Genomic DNA, 19,386 nt, shown 5'->3' with positions numbered 1-19,386 from the left:
AAAGAAGGAATCCGACCATGACCACGCGCAGAGACCTCTTGGCCCTCTCCGGTGCAGCGCTCGCCGCCACCGCTTTTGCCGCCCACGCCGGGGAGACTCCCGCCACGCGAGAATCGGGCCTGAAGATCACCCAGATCCGCAACGCCACCCTGCATGTCGACTATGCCGGGCAACGTTTTCTGGTTGATCCGATGCTGGCCGAGCGCCACGCCTGGCCGGGTTTCGAGGGCACGTTGAACAGCGAGGAGCGCAACCCGCTGGTGCATCTTCCCTTCCCGATCGAGGATATTGTGGATGTGGATGCGGTGATCGTCACCCATCTGCACGAGGATCACTGGGATGAAGCGGCACGCAATCTCGTGCCCAGAAATTTGCCGCTCTTTGCGCAGAACGACGCCGACGCCGAAACCATCCGCTCGCAGGGCTTCACCGATGTCCGGGTGCTCGGCGACACGTCGCAGTTCAACGGGGTGCAGCTGATCAAGACCGGCGGCCGCCACGGCTCCGACGCCGCCTATGCGGTGGCCGGTGCACTCCTCGGCGAAGTCTGCGGCGTGGTCTTCAAGCATCCTGACATGAAAACCGTCTATCTGGCTGACGACACGATCTGGAATGATGACGTTGCAGGTGTCCTCGCCACCCATAGGCCGGAGATCGCGATCCTGAACACCGGCGATGCGAAGCTGGTCGGTCTCGATGACGGCATCATCATGGGGACGGCCGACGTTCTGTCGGTCCATCAGGCTGCGCCGGAGACGATCCTCATCGCATCCCATATGGAAGCAGTGAACCACTGCACCGTGACCCGCGCCGCGCTTCGCGCCTTCGCCCGCAGCAAAGGCTTTGCCGACAAGCTCCTCGCACCGGCGGACGGCGAATCCGTCACATTCTGATGGATGTCTGGGCATTGCCGATTCAGGTTGGACAAGGATAGAAGCCAGTTCCGGGTCCGAACGCGGAGAGAGAAGCCGCTTTCCCATTGACGACCCCCTCACCAGCACCCGGCTGCGGCTTCTCGCTCTCCAAATTTCTCTAGATCTTTGCCGGCCGTGGCCTTGCCGCGAGGGTCGTGCCGGGCGGATGCTGAAAGGGGTCGGGACGTTCACGTTGGAAATCGTCAAGGGCTTGGAGGGCGACAAAGGTTTCGTGGTCCTGCCGCGCGACGGGGTGGCGGACCGTAGATCCGCAGGGCTGCTCGCTCATGAAGGCTTGAGCATTTCTCGAAAATGAAGATTACCCGCACTATTCTCTTCCTTTGTTTCCCGTGCGATTCGGGACGGAAAACCGGCTTCGGCGTCGCTGAACTGCTCCGGCAAAGGACCTCGAACGATCCGCCGCTTCCTTCGAGCCGAAGCCGCCAGCGGGCCTCGCGCGTCGAGGGTGCGCCGCTGCTTGACGGGATGTCCATGGAGATAGAAACTGCGGCCCGTTGGAAATGGAAACTGGTTTGACGCAATGCCGACTGAACCCCGTTCGCCCCGATTGGCCGTCCTGATCGACGCCGACAATACCTCCTCCAAGATCGTCGACGGCCTCTTCGAAGAGATCGCCAAGATCGGCGAAGCGAGCGTGCGACGCATCTACGGCGACTTCGCGAGCCCGAGGTCCAAGGGGTGGACCGAGGTTCTTGCGCGTCATGCGATCATTCCCCAGCAACAGTTCGCCTATACGACCGGCAAGAACGCGTCCGACATCACCCTTGTCATCGACGCCATGGATCTCCTTCACAGCGCCCGTTTTGACGGATTTTGCCTGGTGTCTTCCGATAGCGACTTTACCCGGCTTGCCGCGCGCATCCGCGAACAGGGGGTGGACGTGTTCGGCTTCGGCGAGCAGAAGACGCCCGAGAGCTTCCGGCAGGCATGCCGTAGATTCACCTATACGGAGAACCTGCTGCCGGCGGCGGATACAGGCGGCAACGGCGCGGCCGGAACCACAACCCCGCTGCAACCGCCATCCTCCGCCGCGCCGATCATCAAGCGCGTGATCCTGCAAATGGAAAGCGACGACGGCTGGGTTCATCTGGGCGCTGTCGGCACCCAGCTGGCCAATCTGGCCTCGGACTTCGACCCGCGCACCTACGGCTTCCGGAAACTCAGCGACCTCGTCAGGAAGGCCGGCGCCTTTGAACTGGAGCAGAAAGATGGCAAACCCTTGCGGATACGGATAAAAGCGCCGGCCAGGAAGAAGAGCGGCGGCGGAGGCGTATAGCCTCTGCTCGCCCCGCACTGTCCGCTGGCCGGCTCCGTTCTGTCTGTCTTCCCGGTCGACCGGCGCGCGACGGCGTCGGGCCGGGCGTTGGCCGAAGAGGCGGGCGGGCGCGAGGCAGGCCGCGCCGGTTCCCGACCGGAACGCATCGCGATCGGTTCCGGGCAGGGGGAACAGGATTCGGGCGGAAAACCGTTTCACGCTTTTCCTCATCCCGCTCGCCTGACCGGTTCCATTCTTGCCGGAATGCTTCGGCTCTCGGCGCACCGATCGCATCCGGGGACACGGCCGCCGGTCGCCTGTGCTCAGTCGTGGGGCGTGGCTGGAAAGGTGTCGGGAGACGGGGGCGTGGCGTCACCCGGGCCGAGCGGACGCTGCATGATGATCGTATCGAGCCAGCGGCCATGCTTGAAGCCGGAGGCCGGCATGTGGCCGCCGTGCTGGAAGCCTGCCCGGCTGTGGAGCGCCACGGAGGCGGGTTCCGCGCCGCCGATGACGGCCACCATCTGGCGGAAGCCCGCTTGCGTCGAACGATCGATCAATGCGGCGAGAAGCGCCTTGCCGATGCCCTTGCCGCGTGCTTCCGGCGCCAGATAGATCGAATCCTCCACCAGCCAGCGATAGGCCGCCCGGTCGCGGAAGGCCGAGACATAGGCATAGCCGAGCACGAGGCCTTCCGGCGCCTGTGCGACGATATAGGGAAAGCCCGCGCCGCTGACCGCTTCGAAGCGAAGGCGCATCTCCTCCAGAGCAGGCGGCTCGGTCTCATAGGTCGCCACCCCGTTCAACACGGATTCGCGATAGATCTCGGTGATCGCGGCAACGTCGCCGGGAACGGCGGTTCGGATGGCGAAGGACATGCGTGTCGGCCTGATGGATGCGGGATGAAAATCCTTCCCACATCCACCGCCGGCTTTCAAGTATCCGCGCGCCGTTCCCGGCGATCGGTTCAGGCGAAAACGATCAGCAGGTCCTTGGCGTCGATCTGGTCGCCGGCCTTGACCAGCACTTCGGCGATCGTGCCGTCCTTTTCGGCATGCAGCGCCGTCTCCATCTTCATCGCCTCGATGGACAGCAGCACGTCGCCCGCCTTGACGGACTGGCCGGCGGCGACGGCGACGGTCGAGACGACGCCCGGCATCGGCGCGCCGAGATGGGCGGGGTTGCCCGCCTCCGCCTTGCGCCGGGCGACGGAGGTCGCGGCGCGATTGCGGTCGGGGACCTTGATGAGCCGCGGCTGGCCGTTCAGCTCGAAGAACACCTTCACCATGCCCTGCTCGTCCGGGTCGCTCATCGTCTGGTAGAGGATGACGAGCGACTTGCCCCTCTCGATTTCCGGCTGGACCTCCTCGCCGGCCGAAAGGCCGTAGAAATAGGCCGGCGTCGGCAGCACGCCGACCGGGCCGTACATGTCGGCGGCGAGCGCATAGTCGGTGAAGACCTTCGGATACATCAGGTAGGAGGCGAACTCGAAGTCGTCGACCTTGCGCTCCAGCTTGTCCTCGATGGTCTTGCGCTCCGCATCGAGATCGGCCGCCGGCAGGAGCGATCCCGGTACGGCGATATAGGGCGCCTCGCCCTTCAGCGCCTTCTTCTGGAGGGCCGCCGGCCAGCCGCCCGGGGGCTGGCCGAGATCGCCCCTGAGCATCGAGACCACGGAGTCCGGAAAGGCGATATCCTTGGCCGGATCCTCGACGTCGGCGACGGTGAGGTCCTGGGAGACCATCATCAGCGCCATGTCGCCCACCACCTTGGAGGACGGCGTCACCTTGACGATGTCGCCGAACATCCGGTTGGCGTCCGCATAGGCCTGCGCCACCTGATGCCAGCGGGTCTCCAGCCCGAGCGAGCGGGCCTGCTCCTTGAGGTTGGTGAACTGGCCGCCCGGCATCTCATGCAGATAGACTTCCGACGCCGGTCCCTTGAGGTCGCTCTCGAAGGCGGCATACTGGTTGCGCACCGCCTCCCAATAGAAGGAAATCCGGCGGATCGATTCCGGATCGAGGCCGGTGTCGTGTTGCGAGCCCTTGAGCGCCTCGACGAGGGAGCCGAGGCAGGGCTGGGAGGTATTGCCGGAAAGTGCATCCATCGCCGCATCCACCACGTCGACGCCGGATTCGACGGCCGCCAGAACGGTCGCGGCCGCGATGCCGGAGGTGTCGTGGGTGTGGAAATGGATCGGCAGGTCGGTCGCCTCGCGCAGCGCCTTGAAGAGCACGCGGGCGGCGGCCGGCTTCAGCAGGCCCGCCATGTCCTTCAGCGCGATCATATGCGCGCCGGCTTTCTCCAGTTCGCCGGCAAGCGCGGTGTAGTATTTCAGGTCGTATTTCGGCCGGGCCGCGTTCAGGATGTCGCCGGTATAGCAGATCGCCGCCTCGCAGATGCGGTCTTCCTCGATGACGGCGTCCATGGAGACGCGCATGTTGTCGACCCAGTTGAGGCAGTCGAAGACGCGGAAGACGTCGATGCCGCCCTTCGCCGCCTGACGGACGAAATACTTCACGACATTGTCGGGATAGTTCTTGTAGCCGACGCCGTTCGCCCCGCGCAGCAGCATCTGGAGCAGCAGGTTCGGCGCGTCCTCGCGGATGCGGGCGAGCCGGTCCCAGGGATCTTCCGTCAGGAAGCGCATGGAGACGTCGAAGGTCGCGCCGCCCCAGCATTCGAGCGAGAAGAGTTGCGGAAGCGCCCGGGCATAGGTGCCGGCGACGCCGGCGATGTCATGGGTCCGCATGCGGGTGGCCAGCAGCGACTGGTGGGCGTCGCGCATGGTCGTATCGGTGATGAAAGCCCGCTTTTCGCCGCGCAGCCAGGCGGCGAATTTCTTCGGCCCGAGTTCGTCGAGCTTCTGCTTGGTGCCGGGGACGATGTCGCCCTCGATGAAGGGCACGACGGGCCGGGCGGCATCCGCCGGGGGCCGCGGCCGGCCCCTGGCTTCCGGATGGCCGTTGACGGTGACGTCGGCGAGATAGGTCAGGAGCTTCGTCGCCCGATCCTGCCGCTTCACCTGCTGGAAGAGTTCCGGCGTCGTGTCGATGAAGCGGGTCGTATAGCTGTTGTCCTTGAAGCTGGGGTGGCGGATGATCTCCTCAAGGAAGGTGAGATTGGTCGCCACGCCGCGGATGCGGAACTCGCGCAGCGCGCGGTCCATGCGGCTGATCGCCTCCAGCGGGTTCGGCGCCCAGGCGGTGACCTTGACGAGAAGGGGATCGTAGAACCGCGTGATGACGGCGCCCGGATAGGCCGTGCCGCCGTCGAGGCGGATGCCGAAGCCGGAGGCCGAACGATAGCCGGTGATGCGGCCATAGTCGGGGATGAAGTTCTGCTCCGGATCCTCCGTGGTGATGCGGCACTGGAGCGCGTGGGCGCTGAGGTGGATGTCCTCCTGCTTCGGAACGCCCGATTCCGGCGTGCCGATCGCCTCGCCGTCGAGAATGTGGATCTGCGCCTTGACGATATCGATGCCGGTCACGACCTCGGTGACGGTGTGCTCGACCTGGATGCGCGGATTGACCTCGATGAAATAGAATTTCCCGGTATCGGCGTCCATCAGGTACTCGACCGTACCGGCGCCGATATAGTTCGTCGCCTTGGCGATCCGGATCGAGTAATCGGCGACTTCCTGGCGTTGCGCATCCGACAGATAGGGGGCGGGCGCCCGCTCGACGACCTTCTGGTTGCGGCGCTGGATGGAGCAGTCGCGCTCGAATAGATGAACGACGTTGCCGTGGGTATCGCCGAGGATCTGGCTTTCGACGTGGCGCGCGCGCTCCAGCAGCTTCTCCAGATAGACCTCGTCCTTGCCGAAGGCGGCCTTGGCTTCCCGCCTGGCTTCCGTCACCTCGCGGATCAGGTCCTTCGGATCGCGGATGGCGCGCATGCCGCGCCCGCCGCCGCCCCAGGAGGCCTTCAGCATCACGGGATAGCCGATGCTTTCGGCCAGGCGATGGATTTCCGCCTCGTCGTCGGGCAGCGGATCGGTGGCGGGCACCACCGGCACGCCGACGGAAATGGCGAGATTGCGCGCGGCGACCTTGTTGCCGAGCTGGCGCATGGTTTCCGGCCGCGGGCCGATGAAGATGATGCCGGCGGCGTCGCAGGCTTCCACGAACTCCGGGCTTTCGGAAAGCAGGCCGTAACCCGGATGGATCGCATCCGCCCCGGAAAGCTTCGCGACGCGGATCACCTCGTCGATGGAGAGATAGCTTTCGATGGGGCCGAGATCGCGCGGAAGATGCGGCCCCCGGCCGATCCGGTAGCTTTCGTCCGCCTTGAACCGATGCAGCGCAAGTTTATCCTCCTCCGCCCAGATCGCGACCGTTTTGAGCCCCAGTTCATTGGCCGCGCGGAACACGCGGATGGCGATTTCGGACCGGTTGGCGACAAGGATCTTGGAAATGGGCAAGTCGAACTCCTCAAGGACTTGAAGCGGGAAATGCTGCACCCGCGAAGAGATTATTAGCGGTTCGTTTTTCGAAGTTCAATTTCGGAGTCGCCACCGTGTGAAAGAAATACGACGTCAGGAGACGAGCCCACGCCGAAAAGCCAGTGCGATGGCGTGATGACGGTTGCGTGCGCCGAGTTTCCGCTGGATGGCGTTCATGTACCAGTTCACCGTATGACCGGTGATGCCGAGCAGATCGGCGATTTGCCGGGAGGTCAATCCTTCGGCCAGAAGCGCCAGAATTTCGACCTCCCGGACGGTGAGATCCGGGTCGGGGCATTCGAGCCGCTTTTCCGCCTCTTCGGGGGCGGTGGCGTGCAGCATCTTCCAGAACAGCTTTCTGGCGACCGCGTCGAACAGCGTCATCTCCAGCGCGCAAAGATCGCGGGGCCGGCCCCCGATGGCGAGACTGCCGACCAGTCCGCGCCGCCCGTGCACCGGGAAGCTGTAGCCGTCCTCGAGACCGTGCCGGCGTGCATCGGCCATCATGCGCTCCATGCGCCGGCGCTGCGGACTGGCGCGAAACGCCGGCAGCGCATCGCGCCAGCGAAAGCCTGTCTGGATCCGATCGAGGCGGCGCACCGTCGGATCGATCTGGAAGTAGCGGCGGTCGACATAGGCCCGGTCCCAGCCCTCCGGCGAACGTCCGGCCAGCAGCAGGTCCAGCGGATTGGAAGCGGGCTTCTGCCTGCGCATCAGGCGGTAATAGGCAAAACCACAATCCGTCAGCAGCCGGTCCAGCACGCGCGACGTCTCCTCGCGTCCACGAAGGGCCTCGACTTCCGTCAGGAATCGCAGTAGCGAATCGACCGTTCCCTCCGCCATGCCCGCGACCTCCCCGGCAGCCGTTTTCACGTCGCTAAAGTTGATGCCCCGGCCAGAAAAAGCCCGCATTCGTGCGCATCGTCCTTCCCGTGTGCCGGAAAGCGCGGGATCACGCAAGATTTCAGGACTGTAACGAAAATTGTGGGGCGGGAGAGAACTTTTGCCCCTTCCGCTCACTAATAGCGGAACACAGCTATGCGGCATCCGTTCAAGCCGTGCAACAGGAAGCCGGAAGGGCCTCTATCGTGTCATTGTTTCAGGTCTATTCAAGAGCTCTCAGCTATCTGTCGGTCTATCGCTTGCGTGTCGGACTGGTGGTGGCGGCCAACATCGTTCTGGCGGCGATCACCATCGCCGAGCCGATCCTTTTCGGGCGGATCATCGACGCCATCTCCTCCCACGGCAGCGTCACGCCCATGCTTTTGATGTGGGCGGGCTTCGGCCTGTTCAACACGGTCGCTTTCGTTCTCGTCGCCCGCGAGGCCGACCGCCTCGCCCACGGCCGACGGGCGACCCTGCTGACGGAAGCCTTCGGCCGCATCATTTCCATGCCGCTCGCCTGGCACAGCAAACGCGGCACGTCCAATGCGCTGCACACGTTGCTGCGGGCGTGCGAAACGCTGTTCGGCCTGTGGCTGGAGTTCATGCGCACGCATCTTTCCACCGCCATCGCGTTGCTGTTGCTCGTGCCCACGGCCTTCGCCATGGACTATCGTCTGTCGCTGGTGCTGGTGGTGCTCGGTGCGCTCTATGTCGTTATCGGCAAGACGGTGATGAACCGCACGCGCGAGGGGCAGTCCTCGGTGGAAAACCACTATCACACCGTTTTCTCGCATGTGTCCGATTCCATCAGCAACGTTTCGGTGGTGCACAGCTACAACCGTATCGAGGCGGAAACGCGTGAACTGAAGCAGCTCGCCGAGCGGCTGATCAACGCCCAGTTCCCGGTGCTCGACTGGTGGGCGCTGGCCAGCGCCCTCAACCGTATCGCCTCGACGATTTCGATGATGACCATCCTGGTGATCGGCACCGTGCTCGTGCAGCGCGGCGAGATCCGGGTCGGTGACGTCATCGCCTTCATCGGCTTTGCCGGCCTGCTGATCGGCAGGCTCGACCAGATGAAGGCCTTCGCCACGCAGATCTTCGAGGCGCGCGCCAAGCTTGAGGACTTCTTCACGCTGGAGGACGCCGTGAAGGAGCGCGAGGAGCCCGCCGGGGCGGTCGAACTCGGTCCCGTCAAGGGCCGGGTCGAGTATCGCGACGTATGCTTCGATTTCGCTAACACCGCGCAGGGCGTGCGCAACGTCTCCTTCACCGTGGAGGCCGGCCAGACCGTCGCCATCGTGGGTCCGACCGGCGCCGGCAAGACGACGCTTGTCAACCTGCTGCAACGGGTCCACGAGCCGCAGTCCGGCGAGATCCTCATCGACGGGACTCCTGTCTCCACCGTCACGCGCAAGTCGCTGCGTCAGGCCATCGCCACGGTGTTCCAGGACGCGGGCCTGCTCAACCGCTCGATCTCGGACAATATCCGCCTCGGCCGCGAAAGCGCCACGCACGAGGAAGTCGAGGCGGCCGCCGAGGCAGCGGCGGCGAACGATTTCATCCTCACGCGCCAGAGCGGTTTCGAGACCCATGTCGGCGAGCGCGGAAACCGTCTTTCGGGCGGTGAGCGCCAGCGCATCGCGATCGCCCGGGCGATCCTCAAGAACGCTCCCATTCTCGTGCTCGACGAGGCGACGAGCGCGCTCGACGTGGAGACGGAGGCGCGCGTGAAGGCGGCGATCGATTCTCTTCGCCGCGATCGCACCACCTTCATCATCGCCCACCGGCTTTCCACCGTTCGCGAGGCGGATCTGGTGATCTTCATGGATCAGGGCGAGATCGCCGAAATGGGCAGCTTCGATGAACTCAGCCAGAGCAACGGCCGTTTCGCCGCACTGCTGCGGGCAAGCGGCATCCTGACGGACGACGATGTCCGCAAGAGCCTGAACGCCGCCTGAGGGGCAGTCCCGTCAGCGGCGCTCAGGTCTTCGTTTCGGGGGCAGGACCGGATGCGTTCTGCCTTTTCGCGTTGCTGGCGGCGACGCGTGCGTGCCAGTCGAGATAGCCGGCGTAGAGAAAATGCAGGGCGAGGCCCGCCGCCACATAGAGCGTGCCGAGGATCGGCCGCTGTCCCGTGATGAACATCATCACCTGTCCGGTCATCGCCAGCAGCGTGCCGAAGATGAAGATGGCGAGCGAGTGCCGGCCGACCGCCACCAGCGGATGGGAAAGCGGCAGCGCCGCCCAGCGGGTGAGGGCCGGAATGTTCGCCAGCAGATAGGCGGCGGCCAGCACATGCAGCAGCCGGCTTGCCGACAGGAAGGTCTTGTCGAAACCGGTCAGCACCGGCGGCAGGCCGAAGGATATGTCGATGCCCCAGAGCGGAACGACCACCCACAGGAACGACAGGCAGAGATAGCCGGCCGAAAGCGTCATCAGGAGCGGCGATCGGGGCAAGCCCGCGCCGCGTGCGCGCACCATGGCGGCAAAACCGATGACGAAGAGGAACTGCCAGGACAGGGGGTTGAGGAACCAGTAGCCGTCGTCGAGAAAATTGGACGGCGCGATGCGCCAGATCCCGGCGCAGAGCCAGAGCGTACCGGAGACGGCAAGGGCAAGGCCGGGTCCGCGCTGGTAGAGCCAGAGGAAGCCCGGCAGCATCAGTAGCACCGCCGTATACATCGAGAGGATGTTGTTATAGCCGAACTGGTGGCCGAGCAGCACGACGCCGACGACGCCCTCGTCGGTGCGGTCCACCACGGCACGCAGGTTGATCTCCGAGAGAAGGTCCGGACGGGAGAACCAGAGCGCCGCCCCGGCAAATAGCGCGAAGGTGATCACGCTCGTCATGATATGCGCGATATAGAGCGTCAGCGCCCGCCGCAGGATGCGCAGCGTCACCGCCAGCCGGGCGCCGGGCCGGAAGCGTGCGCCATAGGCGAGGCCCGCCGCCATGCCAGACAGCAGGACGAACGCCTCGGCCGAATCGGAGAAGCCGAAATTCTTGTGCGTCAGATGTTCGAAATACTGGCCCGGCACATGATTGACGAAGATGGTGAGAAGCGCCAGCGCCCTGAAGACGTCAAGGCGCGTGTCGCGCGGCCGGGGTAGGGTGCTTGTCTGTCCTTGCTGCGGCATCATCGGTCCGGGGCCTCCGTGGGAACCTCGAGCTTATGGCCCTCTTCGGGAGATTTGAGGGCTATGCCGTCGATCGTCACCGTGCAGCCGTCCGCACCGCCGGCGACGTTGATGGCGACGGTGCGCCCGTCAAGCGTCAGCGTGGCGTCATAGCCGTCCCAGCCGGGCGGCAGGAGCGGATCGACGAACAGTCGTTCTCCCTCCTTGCGGATGCCGAGAATGCCCTCGACGGCGGCGCGATAGAGCCAGCCGGCCGATCCGGTGTACCAGCTCCAGCCGCCGCGCCCGGTCTTTCCGCCCTCGCCATAGACGTCGGCGGCCACGACATAGGGCTCCACGCGATAGCGTTCCGCCTCTTGCGGATTGCGGGCGTGGTTGATCGGATTGAGAAGCGCGAAGCAGTCCCAGGCCTCCCGGGCGCGGCGCTGGCGCGCCAGCGCCAGCACGACCCAGGTGGCGGCATGGGTGTATTGGCCGCCGTTCTCGCGCACGCCCGGCGGATAGGCCTTGATATAGCCCGGATCCTGCGGCGTTTCGGAAAATGGCGGCGTGAAGAGGCGGATGATGCCGTTCTCGCGGTCGACGAGGTGTTCGAGCACCGCGTCCATCGCCTGCCGCGACCGTTCGGCATCGCCTTCGCCGGACAGCACGCTCCAGCTCTGCGCGATGGAATCGATGCGGCATTCGGCGCTGTCGGCCGTGCCGAGCGGCGTGCCATCGTCGAAATAGCCACGCCGATACCACGCGCCGTCCCAGCCCGCGGTCTTGAGCGCCTGCCGCAATTGCCCAAGATGCGTATCCCAGGCGTCGGCGCGGGCATGATCGTTCCGTTCGCGCGCCAGCGGCATGAAATCCCGCAGCGTGGCGGCGAGGAACCAGCCGAGCCAGACGCTGGTGCCGCGTCCGGCCTCGCCCACCCGGTTCATCCCGTCGTTCCAGTCGCCGCCGAGGATCAGCGGCAGGCCGTTTTCGCCGGTGCGCTTCACGGCGAGGTCGAGCGCGCGGGCGCAATGCTCGTAGAGCGGCGCCTGCTCGGCGGTAAGCGTCGGCGCGAAGAAAGCGTCATGCTGTCCCTCATCGAGCGGCGGTCCTTCGAGAAAGGGCAGCGGCTCATCGAGGATCCGGTGGTCGCCGGTGACGCGGCAGTAACGCTCCACCGCATGGGCAAGCCACACCACGTCGTCGGAAATGATCGTACGCACGCCCGCGCCGCTGTCCGGCAGCCACCAGTGCTGCACATCGCCTTCCGGAAACTGGCGGCCTGCGGCGTTGAGGATCTGCCGGCGGGCGAGTTCCGGCCGGTGGAGAAGGAAGGCGAGCGTATCTTGCAACTGGTCGCGGAAGCCGAAGGCGCCGCTTGCCTGATAGAAGGCGGAGCGGGCAAGGATGCGGCAGCCAAGCGCCTGATAGGGCAGCCAGTCGTTGACCATGCGGTCGAAAGCGGCGTCCGGCGTCTTCACCTGCACCGTGCCGGTGAATTCCCGCCAGTCGGTGCTAATGCCCGCCATCATGCCGTCGAAATCGGTCTTGCGGGCGCGGGCGATGGATTTTCGCGCCGTATCCGCATTGTCGGCGTCGCCGAGCAGGAAGACGATCTCCCGTTTCTCGCCCGGCTTCAGCACCAGTTCGCTCGCAAGGGCCGCACAGGGATCGCCCATGCCGTCGGCGGCGCCCGAAAGGCGTCGCCCTGCGGCGACCGCCGACGGCATCGCGATATCGCCGTCATGGCCGATGAATTCGCCGCGCCGCGCCGTGAAGCCGGCAAGCGGCGTATCGGCGGCAAAAAAGCCGGTGCGCCCGGAGAAGTCGAGGCTGTAGCGGTTGGTCGCAAACAGGGCTCCGGTCGCGGCGTCCTCGCTGGTCAGCACGAAGGGCGCGGATTTGCCCGGATTGTTGCCGAGCACCCATTCGACATAGGCATAGACGGAGAGGCGTCGTTCCGTCCCGCCGGTATTTTTCAGCGTCAGACGGGAATATTTGACCGGCTCCTCGGGGTCGACGGTCTGGACGAGATCGAGTTCGATGCCGTCCTCCCGGCTGTGGAATGCGGAATAGCCGAGGCCATGCCGGGTCTCGAAACGCACGTGGTTCTTCCGCGACAGCGCGGCGAAGGGCGTCATCACCGCGCCGCTGTCGCGATCGCGCACATAGAAGGCCTCGCCCGGCCGGTCGATCACCGGGTCATTGCGCCAGGCAGTCAGCTGATAGTCGCGCGAATTGCGGCTCCAGGTGTAGCTTCCGCCTTCGGCCGAGACATGGAAGCCGAAATGCGCATTGGCGATGACGTTGATCCAGGGTTGCGGGGTCGCTTCGCCACCGCGCAGCCGGATCGTATATTCCCGCCGCGCCACATCGAAGCCGCCGAAACCGTTCCAGAAGGAAAGATCCCGTCCGTCGATTTCCGCCGGTTCCGGCGCAGGCGCGTTTCTAGCGGCCGGGACGGTGGACGCACGCGGGCTTTCCCCGGCCGCGGCCCCGCTCGCGGTCTTCGGCGTCGAAAACAGCGAGACGGTGCGGGTGATCTGGTCGACGAGCGACCCGTTGCGGGCATGGAACACCGCGCGTGCCGTGGCGAGCAGCGCCTGCCAGGTGGCGACGTCCATCAGGTCGCGGCGGACGGCGAAGATATGCTGGCGCATGCCGTCGGCCTGGCCGCGCAGGCGCAGGTTCTCGCACATCTGGTCCAGGGTGTGCTGCATGTCCTGCGCATAGGAGGATGCGCGTTCGTTGAGGATCACCAGATCGGCCGCCACGCCGCGATGGCGCAGGTATTCCTGCGCGCGCAACGCCTCCCGGGCGACATCGAGGTCGATCTCGTCGTTGATGCGCAGCACATAGATCGGATAGTCGCCGGAAATCGACAGCGGCCAGAGCGCCGACTGCGGCGCAAGCCCGCTCTGGATCGTTCCGGCTTCCGCCCGCAGATGCATATCCGGATAGACGAGATAGCGCCCCAGCGCCTGGAAGCTCGCGGCTTCCTGCGAGGTCACCCCGATGTGGCGCAGATGCACCTGCGAGCGTGTCCAGGCGTGGATCATCTCATGGTTGAAACTGTCGGGATGGCGATAGCGGTCGATGGCCGCGTCGACTTCCGCGCGGCTCGGCGCGGCGACGGTCCAGAAGATGACCTTCACCTTCTTGCCGGCCGGTACGCGCACCACGCGGCGCAACGCCATTACCGGATCGAGCGTGAAGCCGTCCGTCCCGGAAAGGCGGGCGTCGGGATCGAAGGCGGCGGCGGTGGCCAGGGTGCGGCCCCGACCGATGAAGCGCCGCCGGTCGGTTTCCACCTCGGTGCGCCGCGACGGGCCGGCGTTGTCGACAATCAGGTGGGCGATCATCATGTCCGGGTCGTTGGGATGGCGCTTCTTCCGCTCGGCGCGGATGACGTCGCCGTTGCGCCCGATCTCCGTGCGGATGAACATCTTGGAAAAGAGCGGATGGGCGTTGTCGGCGTCGTCCGTCGCGATCACCGGTTCCATATAGGAGGTGACCTCGATGAAGCGGTCCTCCTGGCCGGTGTTGAGCAGCGTCAGGCGGCGGCCTTCGGCATCGTGCTCGGTTGCGACGATGCATTCGACCTCGCTCGTCAGCGTGCCGACCGTCTTGAAGAACTCGGCCTTGTCGTCGCCGAACTGGGCTTTCGTCTCCTCGCCGGGTGCGCGCCGGGGCTCGGCCGTCGCCGACCACCACTGCCCGCTTTGCGTGTCGCGCAGGAACAGGAAGGCGCCCCAGCGATCCTCCGTGGGATCGGGCTTCCAGCGGCTGACGGACTGGCCGTTCCAGCGCGAATAACCGGAACCCGTGGCGGTCAGCATCACGGAGTAGTGGCCGTTGGAGAGGAAGACGGCCTCGCGGTCCTTGCCGAAGGGGTCCTCGATCGTCCGGACCTCGGGGCGCAGCAGGTCGGCCTGGGTGCCGCCCACCGTTTCCGGCTCGCGCTTGGCGTTGATGATCGGGATGTCGCGCGGGGCTTTTTCCTGCAACAGCAACTCCGCCGCCTCGATCACCGGATCGGCGTGGAAGCGCTCGCGCAGCGCGCCGTTGAAGACCACATTGGCGACGGCGGCGATCGACATGCCGTGATGGTGGGCCATGTAGTTCATCACCACGGCGCAGGTCTTGCCTTCCGGCACGCGGGTCGGCGTGAAGTCGACCGCGTCGTGAAAGCCGTAGCGGCCGAGAGCGCCGAGGGCGCGCAGCCTCTCCAGGTTCGCAAGCGCCGCCTTGGGCGCATATTGCGTGGCCAGCAGCGAGGCATAGGGCGCGATGACGGCGTTCTGGCCGAGGCCGCGCTTCAGCCCGAGCGTCGGCACGCCGAAATTGGTGTACTGATAGGTCAGTTCGTGGTCGCGCGCGTTGAAGGCGGCCTCCGAAATCCCCCAGGGGGTGCCGAGCCTGCGGCCATGGTTCATCTGTTCTTTCACCACCAGATTGTTGGTCTGGTTGAGGATGCCGCCCTGACGCTCCTGCATGACGAGCGGCGGCATCAGATATTCGAACATCGAGCCCGACCAGGAGACCAGCGCGCCGCGCGAGCCGACCGGTACGATGGGGCGGCCGAGCTTGTACCAATGTTCGGTCGGCAGATCGCCCTTGGCGATGGCGAAGAGGCTGGTCAGGCGCGCTTCCGAGGCGAGCAGGTCGTAGCAGGCCTCGTCCAGTTCGTTGGTCTCGACGCGGTAGCCGATCGACAGCAGTCGCCGCTCCTGCCGGAACAGGAAGCCGAAATCCATCGAGAAGGCGATGTCGCGGGTGCGATCGCGCAGCACGACGAGCCGGTCGCGCAGGGCGTCGATGCTTCCGAGATCGAACACGCTGTCGGCGATATGCGCCTCGCAGACCGCCACGAGCCCGGCCGCCCAATGCACCACCTCGGCGCTTTGCGGCGACTTGGTCTCGTGGTCGAGATTGACGACGAGCTTGTTTATGTCGCGCGCCAGCACCGAGAGGTTGATGACCCGGATCGAGGCGAATTCATGCTCGCGCTTGACGGTGGCCAGCGCATTGGCGAAGCCGACGATGCGTTCCTCGATGAGGCGGCGCAGCGGCCGAACGGTCTTGCGGTCGTCCGGCAGCTCCTTCAGCGCCTCCGACAGAATGGCGGCGGCATCGCCGATCCCGTCGAGACTGCCCTGGAGATAGGCCGAGGGCGCTTCCGCCCATTCGCGGCAGAGGGAGGAGACGGCGATCAGGTGGCCGGCGAGATTGCCGCTGTCGACCGCCGAGACATAACGGGGGCCGAGCGTCTCCAGCGTGTCGGTGCGATACCAGTTGTAGAGGTGGCCGCGATATTTCGGCATGCCGTCGATCGTGCTCACCGTCTGTTCCAGCCGGCGGACGGTTTCCTCGAAGCTGATCCAGCCGAAATCGCGGGCCGAGACCACCGACAGTAGATAGACCCCGATATTGGTCGGCGAGGTACGCTCGGCCAGCACCGGCTGCGGCGTTTCCTGGAAATTGTCCGGCGGCAGGAAATGCTGTTCGGCGGTGACGAACGTCTCGAAATAACGCCAGGTGCGGCGGGCGAACTTGCGCAGTTCCGCCGCCACATGGTCGGAAACCACGAGCTGGTCTTCGGTTTCGGCCGTCTGGCTTACATACCAGGCGATGGCGGGCGACAGCGCCCAGACGAGGGCGAAGGGGATGCCGATGAACGGCAGGCCGGTCTTGGAGACGGCGGCCAAAGCCACCGAGAGCGCCGCCAGCGCCGGCGCCTGCCACATGGAGCGGTAATGCGCCAGGATGCCGCCGTGCGAGGCGCTGTCGGCCTGGGCGGCGGTGCGCCATTCCAGCATCAGCTTGCGGCTGATCGTCGTGCGGTAGAGCGAGCGGATGATGGCGTCGGTCATCAGCGCCGCGGAATGGGCGATGAAGGTGATGCGAAGGGCGACCTGCGCATTGGCCGCGCGGATGTCGGACAGCACGCGATGCACATGGGCCCGGGCGACGATGTCGTTGCGCCGCGGCATGAGGCCGGAGATGAGCGAGAGCGTCGGCGCCACGAAAAGCAGGAAGATTAGCAGGACCTGCCAGATCAGCGCCTGACGCGGCTCCATGTAGTACCAGCCCATGACCGAGGCGACGAGCCAGCCGACGGGAATGAGGCTGCGCCGGAGGTTATCGTACATCTTCCAGCGGCCGAGCATGGGAATGCCGCTCGACGGGCCGAAGAGATAGGGCAGGAGCTGCCAGTCGCCGCGCGCCCAGCGGTGCTGACGCGAGGTTTCGACGCCGTAGCGGGTCGGGAAATCCTCGACGAGCTCCACGTCCGTCACCAATGCGCAACGGGCGAGCGAGCCTTCCAGCAGGTCGTGGCTGAGGACGGTATTCTCCTCCACCCGCCCCTTCAGGGCCGCTTCGAAGGCGTCGACGTGATAGAGCCCCTTGCCGGTGAAGGTGCCTTCCCCGGCGAGATCCTGGTAGACGTCGGATACGGTGAAGACATAGGGATCGACGCCGCGATCGGCGGAGAAGATCCGCTGGAAGGTGGAGGCTTCCTTGCCGGTGGTGAGCGAGGGGGTCACGCGCGGTTGCAGGATGCTGTATCCGGCGGTGACCTCGCCCTTCGCGGTGTCGATGACCGGGCGGTTTATGGGGTGATACAGCTTGCCGACGAGCTTCGTCACCGCATCGCGCATCAGGCGTGTGTCGGCATCGAGCGTCATCACGTATTTCACGCCCTGCGGCACGATGTTGGCGCCGGGCAGGAAGCTGGTGTCGCCATCGCCGCGAAGCAGCAGGTTCAATTCATGCAGCTTGCCGCGCTTGCGCTCCCAGCCCATCCAGACGCCTTCCGACGGGTTGTACTGGCGACGGCGGTGAAGCAGATAGAAGCGGCTGCGGCCATCATAGGCGTAACGGGCGGTCAATGCGGCGATCTCGCGCCGGGCGTAGTCGAGCACTTCGAGATCGGCGGGGGTTTCCTCCTCCGCGCTGTCGGCCCAGTCGCTGACGAGTGCGAAATAGATCTCGCCACGCGGATTGGCGAGATAGTGGACCTCGAGGTTGCGCACCAGTTCGTCGACATGGTCGCGCTTGGAAATGAGGCAGGGCACCGCGACGAGCGTGCGGGCATCCTCTGGAATGCCCTCCTTGAACTCGTAGCCCACCAACCGCGACGGCGGGACGAAAAGCGTCACCAGCGTGTTGAACAGGCCGGTGGCGCCCTCCGACGCCGGAAGGGCGAACAGGATGAGCATGATCAGCCGCGCGCCGCTCGGTATGTCGAGCTGACGGAGGAAATAATAGACGGCGATCATCGCCAGCAGCGTCAGAAGGACATTGGGTGCGACGATGGAAATCCAGTCGAGCTGGCGGCAGAAGCGCACGGCATGTTGCGCGATGGAGGGTCGATAGCCGATCTGCTTTTCGAGCAGCCTGCGCTTCTTGCCGACGAGGAATGCGCCGACATTCGCCTCGTAGTCCGGATCCATCGCACGGGCGCCGGCATCCTCCGCCGTCATGGCGAGCGCCGTTTCGGTGACCTCGATCTCCGTCTTGCCGGAGCGGCGGGCCAGTCGCTCGATCGTGCTGCGGTATCTGTTGCGTGAACCGAAGTCGAGATCCGCATAGTCCGAATCCCGGCGCAGCGCCTCGTCCAGCCGGCTGACGCTTTCGACCCAGACGGGCCACTCGGTGTCATCGATGGTGCGCAGGCTCTTGATGAGGCTGCTCATCGTCGCATTGCCCGAGGACAGCCGGTTGTTTTCGACAAGAAGCAGTTCTTCCAGATCGCTGCCGCGGCTTTCGATGCGCCGTTCCAGCCACTGGATGACCGTTCCGGAGGCCTGAAGCCCGTCGCGCAGGCGATAGAGGAGCTGGGCGACGAAAGTGTTGTCGTCGACCAGCGGCCCGAGATCGCGCAGGATGGCCAGGCATTTGTCCGGGTCGTCGAGGCGAACGAGCTGGTCGGCCACCTCGTTTGCCCGGAAGCGCATCTTGCGCGAGCGTTCGACCCGGCTGGCGATGCGGCGCAGGTTTTCGAGAAGCACGAAGCGGATCAGCGAGGGCAGCGCCCAGAGCTCGCCGATCTTCAGCACGGTGACCTGCTGCACGCCCTGGACGAAGGCCGTCAGGGTCTCGGTGGAGACATTGCTGTGGGTGTGGGCCACATAGAGCCAGGCGAGCGCCAGGGCGCGCGGAACGGGCCTGCCTTCCACGGAAACGGTGGGAAGCTGGCGATAGAAGCGGCGCGGGAAATCGCGCCGGACCTCCTGGATCGCCTCCTCGACGACATAATAGTTGTCGAGCAGCCATTCGGCAGCGGGCGTGATCTGCGCGCCGGTCTCCACATCGCGGGCCGTCACCTGGTAGACGCGGAAAATCTCCTTCTCGTTTTCCTTCTGCCGGGCATGGAAGGCGAAGGGGCGGAAGCCGGGAAGGAACGGGGCGCCCTCACGCGCCAGCGCCTCGCCGCAATCGGCCAGGTCCTCCCGGGAGAGATAGGCCGCACGGATCGAGTCGTTGTAGTCGATCTGGCGGGGCTCGGCGTCACGAGGAGCGATTTTCGGCGTATTTTGAGAGGACATGTTCCCGATTCATAGATTGGCGGTGACGACTCGTCGGCAAAGGCCCCGATGCCGGACGGTTTTGCGGGCAGGCTGCGCCGGCACGCCGCCTCGAACCAGCATGCCGCGATAGCGAAACGGCGAACGGCGTGACTTGGTTCCAGCGGCCCGCACAGGGCCATGGCCTCGTGGTATATGAAAACGGTATTTTTTAGC

The 19,386-nt window shown here is 65.4% G+C and carries 8 protein-coding genes; 3 read left to right on the top strand and 5 right to left on the bottom strand.

All coding sequences use genetic code 11. From position 1 onward, the window contains the following. Positions 1-17: 17 nt before the first annotated feature. Together KYK29_RS18665 and KYK29_RS18660 are read left to right on the top strand one after the other, a co-directional pair. Positions 18-893: an MBL fold metallo-hydrolase gene (locus KYK29_RS18665; protein ID WP_254692400.1), complete on the top strand. Its 876-nt coding sequence runs from the start codon at positions 18-20 to the stop codon at positions 891-893. A gap of 562 nt (positions 894-1,455) precedes the next feature. Beyond that, positions 1,456-2,211, top strand: a complete 756-nt coding sequence (locus tag KYK29_RS18660) for an NYN domain-containing protein (protein WP_254692399.1) — start codon at positions 1,456-1,458, stop codon at positions 2,209-2,211. A 302-nt stretch (positions 2,212-2,513) separates the two neighbouring features. Here KYK29_RS18660 and KYK29_RS18655 read toward each other — a convergent pair whose 3' ends face one another. The 3 genes from KYK29_RS18655 to KYK29_RS18645 form a co-directional block, all read right to left on the bottom strand. Next, on the bottom strand, positions 2,514-3,068 hold the full coding sequence (locus tag KYK29_RS18655) for a GNAT family N-acetyltransferase (protein ID WP_254692398.1): 555 nt from the start codon (positions 3,066-3,068) through the stop codon (positions 2,514-2,516). An 89-nt stretch (positions 3,069-3,157) separates the two neighbouring features. Then, on the bottom strand, positions 3,158-6,613 hold the full coding sequence (pyc, locus tag KYK29_RS18650; protein WP_254692397.1) for a pyruvate carboxylase: 3,456 nt from the start codon (positions 6,611-6,613) through the stop codon (positions 3,158-3,160). A gap of 114 nt (positions 6,614-6,727) precedes the next feature. Then, complete coding sequence (locus KYK29_RS18645; RefSeq protein ID WP_254692396.1) at positions 6,728-7,477, bottom strand: LuxR family transcriptional regulator; 750 nt, start codon at positions 7,475-7,477, stop codon at positions 6,728-6,730. 245 nt (positions 7,478-7,722) lie between these two features. Here KYK29_RS18645 and KYK29_RS18640 point away from each other — a divergent pair, with 245 nt between their 5' ends. Continuing rightward, a complete protein-coding gene (locus KYK29_RS18640; protein ID WP_254692395.1) occupies positions 7,723-9,480 on the top strand; it encodes a glucan ABC transporter ATP-binding protein/ permease in 1,758 nt (585 codons plus the stop codon). A 22-nt stretch (positions 9,481-9,502) separates the two neighbouring features. On the opposite strand, the gene KYK29_RS18635 is transcribed toward KYK29_RS18640, so the two are convergent. Beyond that, on the bottom strand, positions 9,503-10,663 hold the full coding sequence (locus tag KYK29_RS18635; RefSeq protein ID WP_254692394.1) for an OpgC family protein: 1,161 nt from the start codon (positions 10,661-10,663) through the stop codon (positions 9,503-9,505). Beyond that, positions 10,660-19,191 carry a glycoside hydrolase family 94 protein gene (locus KYK29_RS18630; protein WP_254692393.1) on the bottom strand — a complete coding sequence of 2,844 codons (8,532 nt, stop codon included), beginning with the start codon at positions 19,189-19,191 and terminating at the stop codon, positions 10,660-10,662. Before KYK29_RS18630 ends, KYK29_RS18635 begins: the two co-directional genes overlap by 4 nt. Positions 19,192-19,386 lie beyond the last annotated feature (195 nt).

It is taken from the genome of Shinella daejeonensis, from assembly GCF_024281235.1.
Taxonomy (GTDB): Bacteria; Pseudomonadota; Alphaproteobacteria; order Rhizobiales; family Rhizobiaceae; genus Shinella; species Shinella daejeonensis.
The sequence above is the reverse complement of the archived record's forward strand: the minus strand, read 5'-3'. Positions and strand labels throughout refer to the sequence as shown.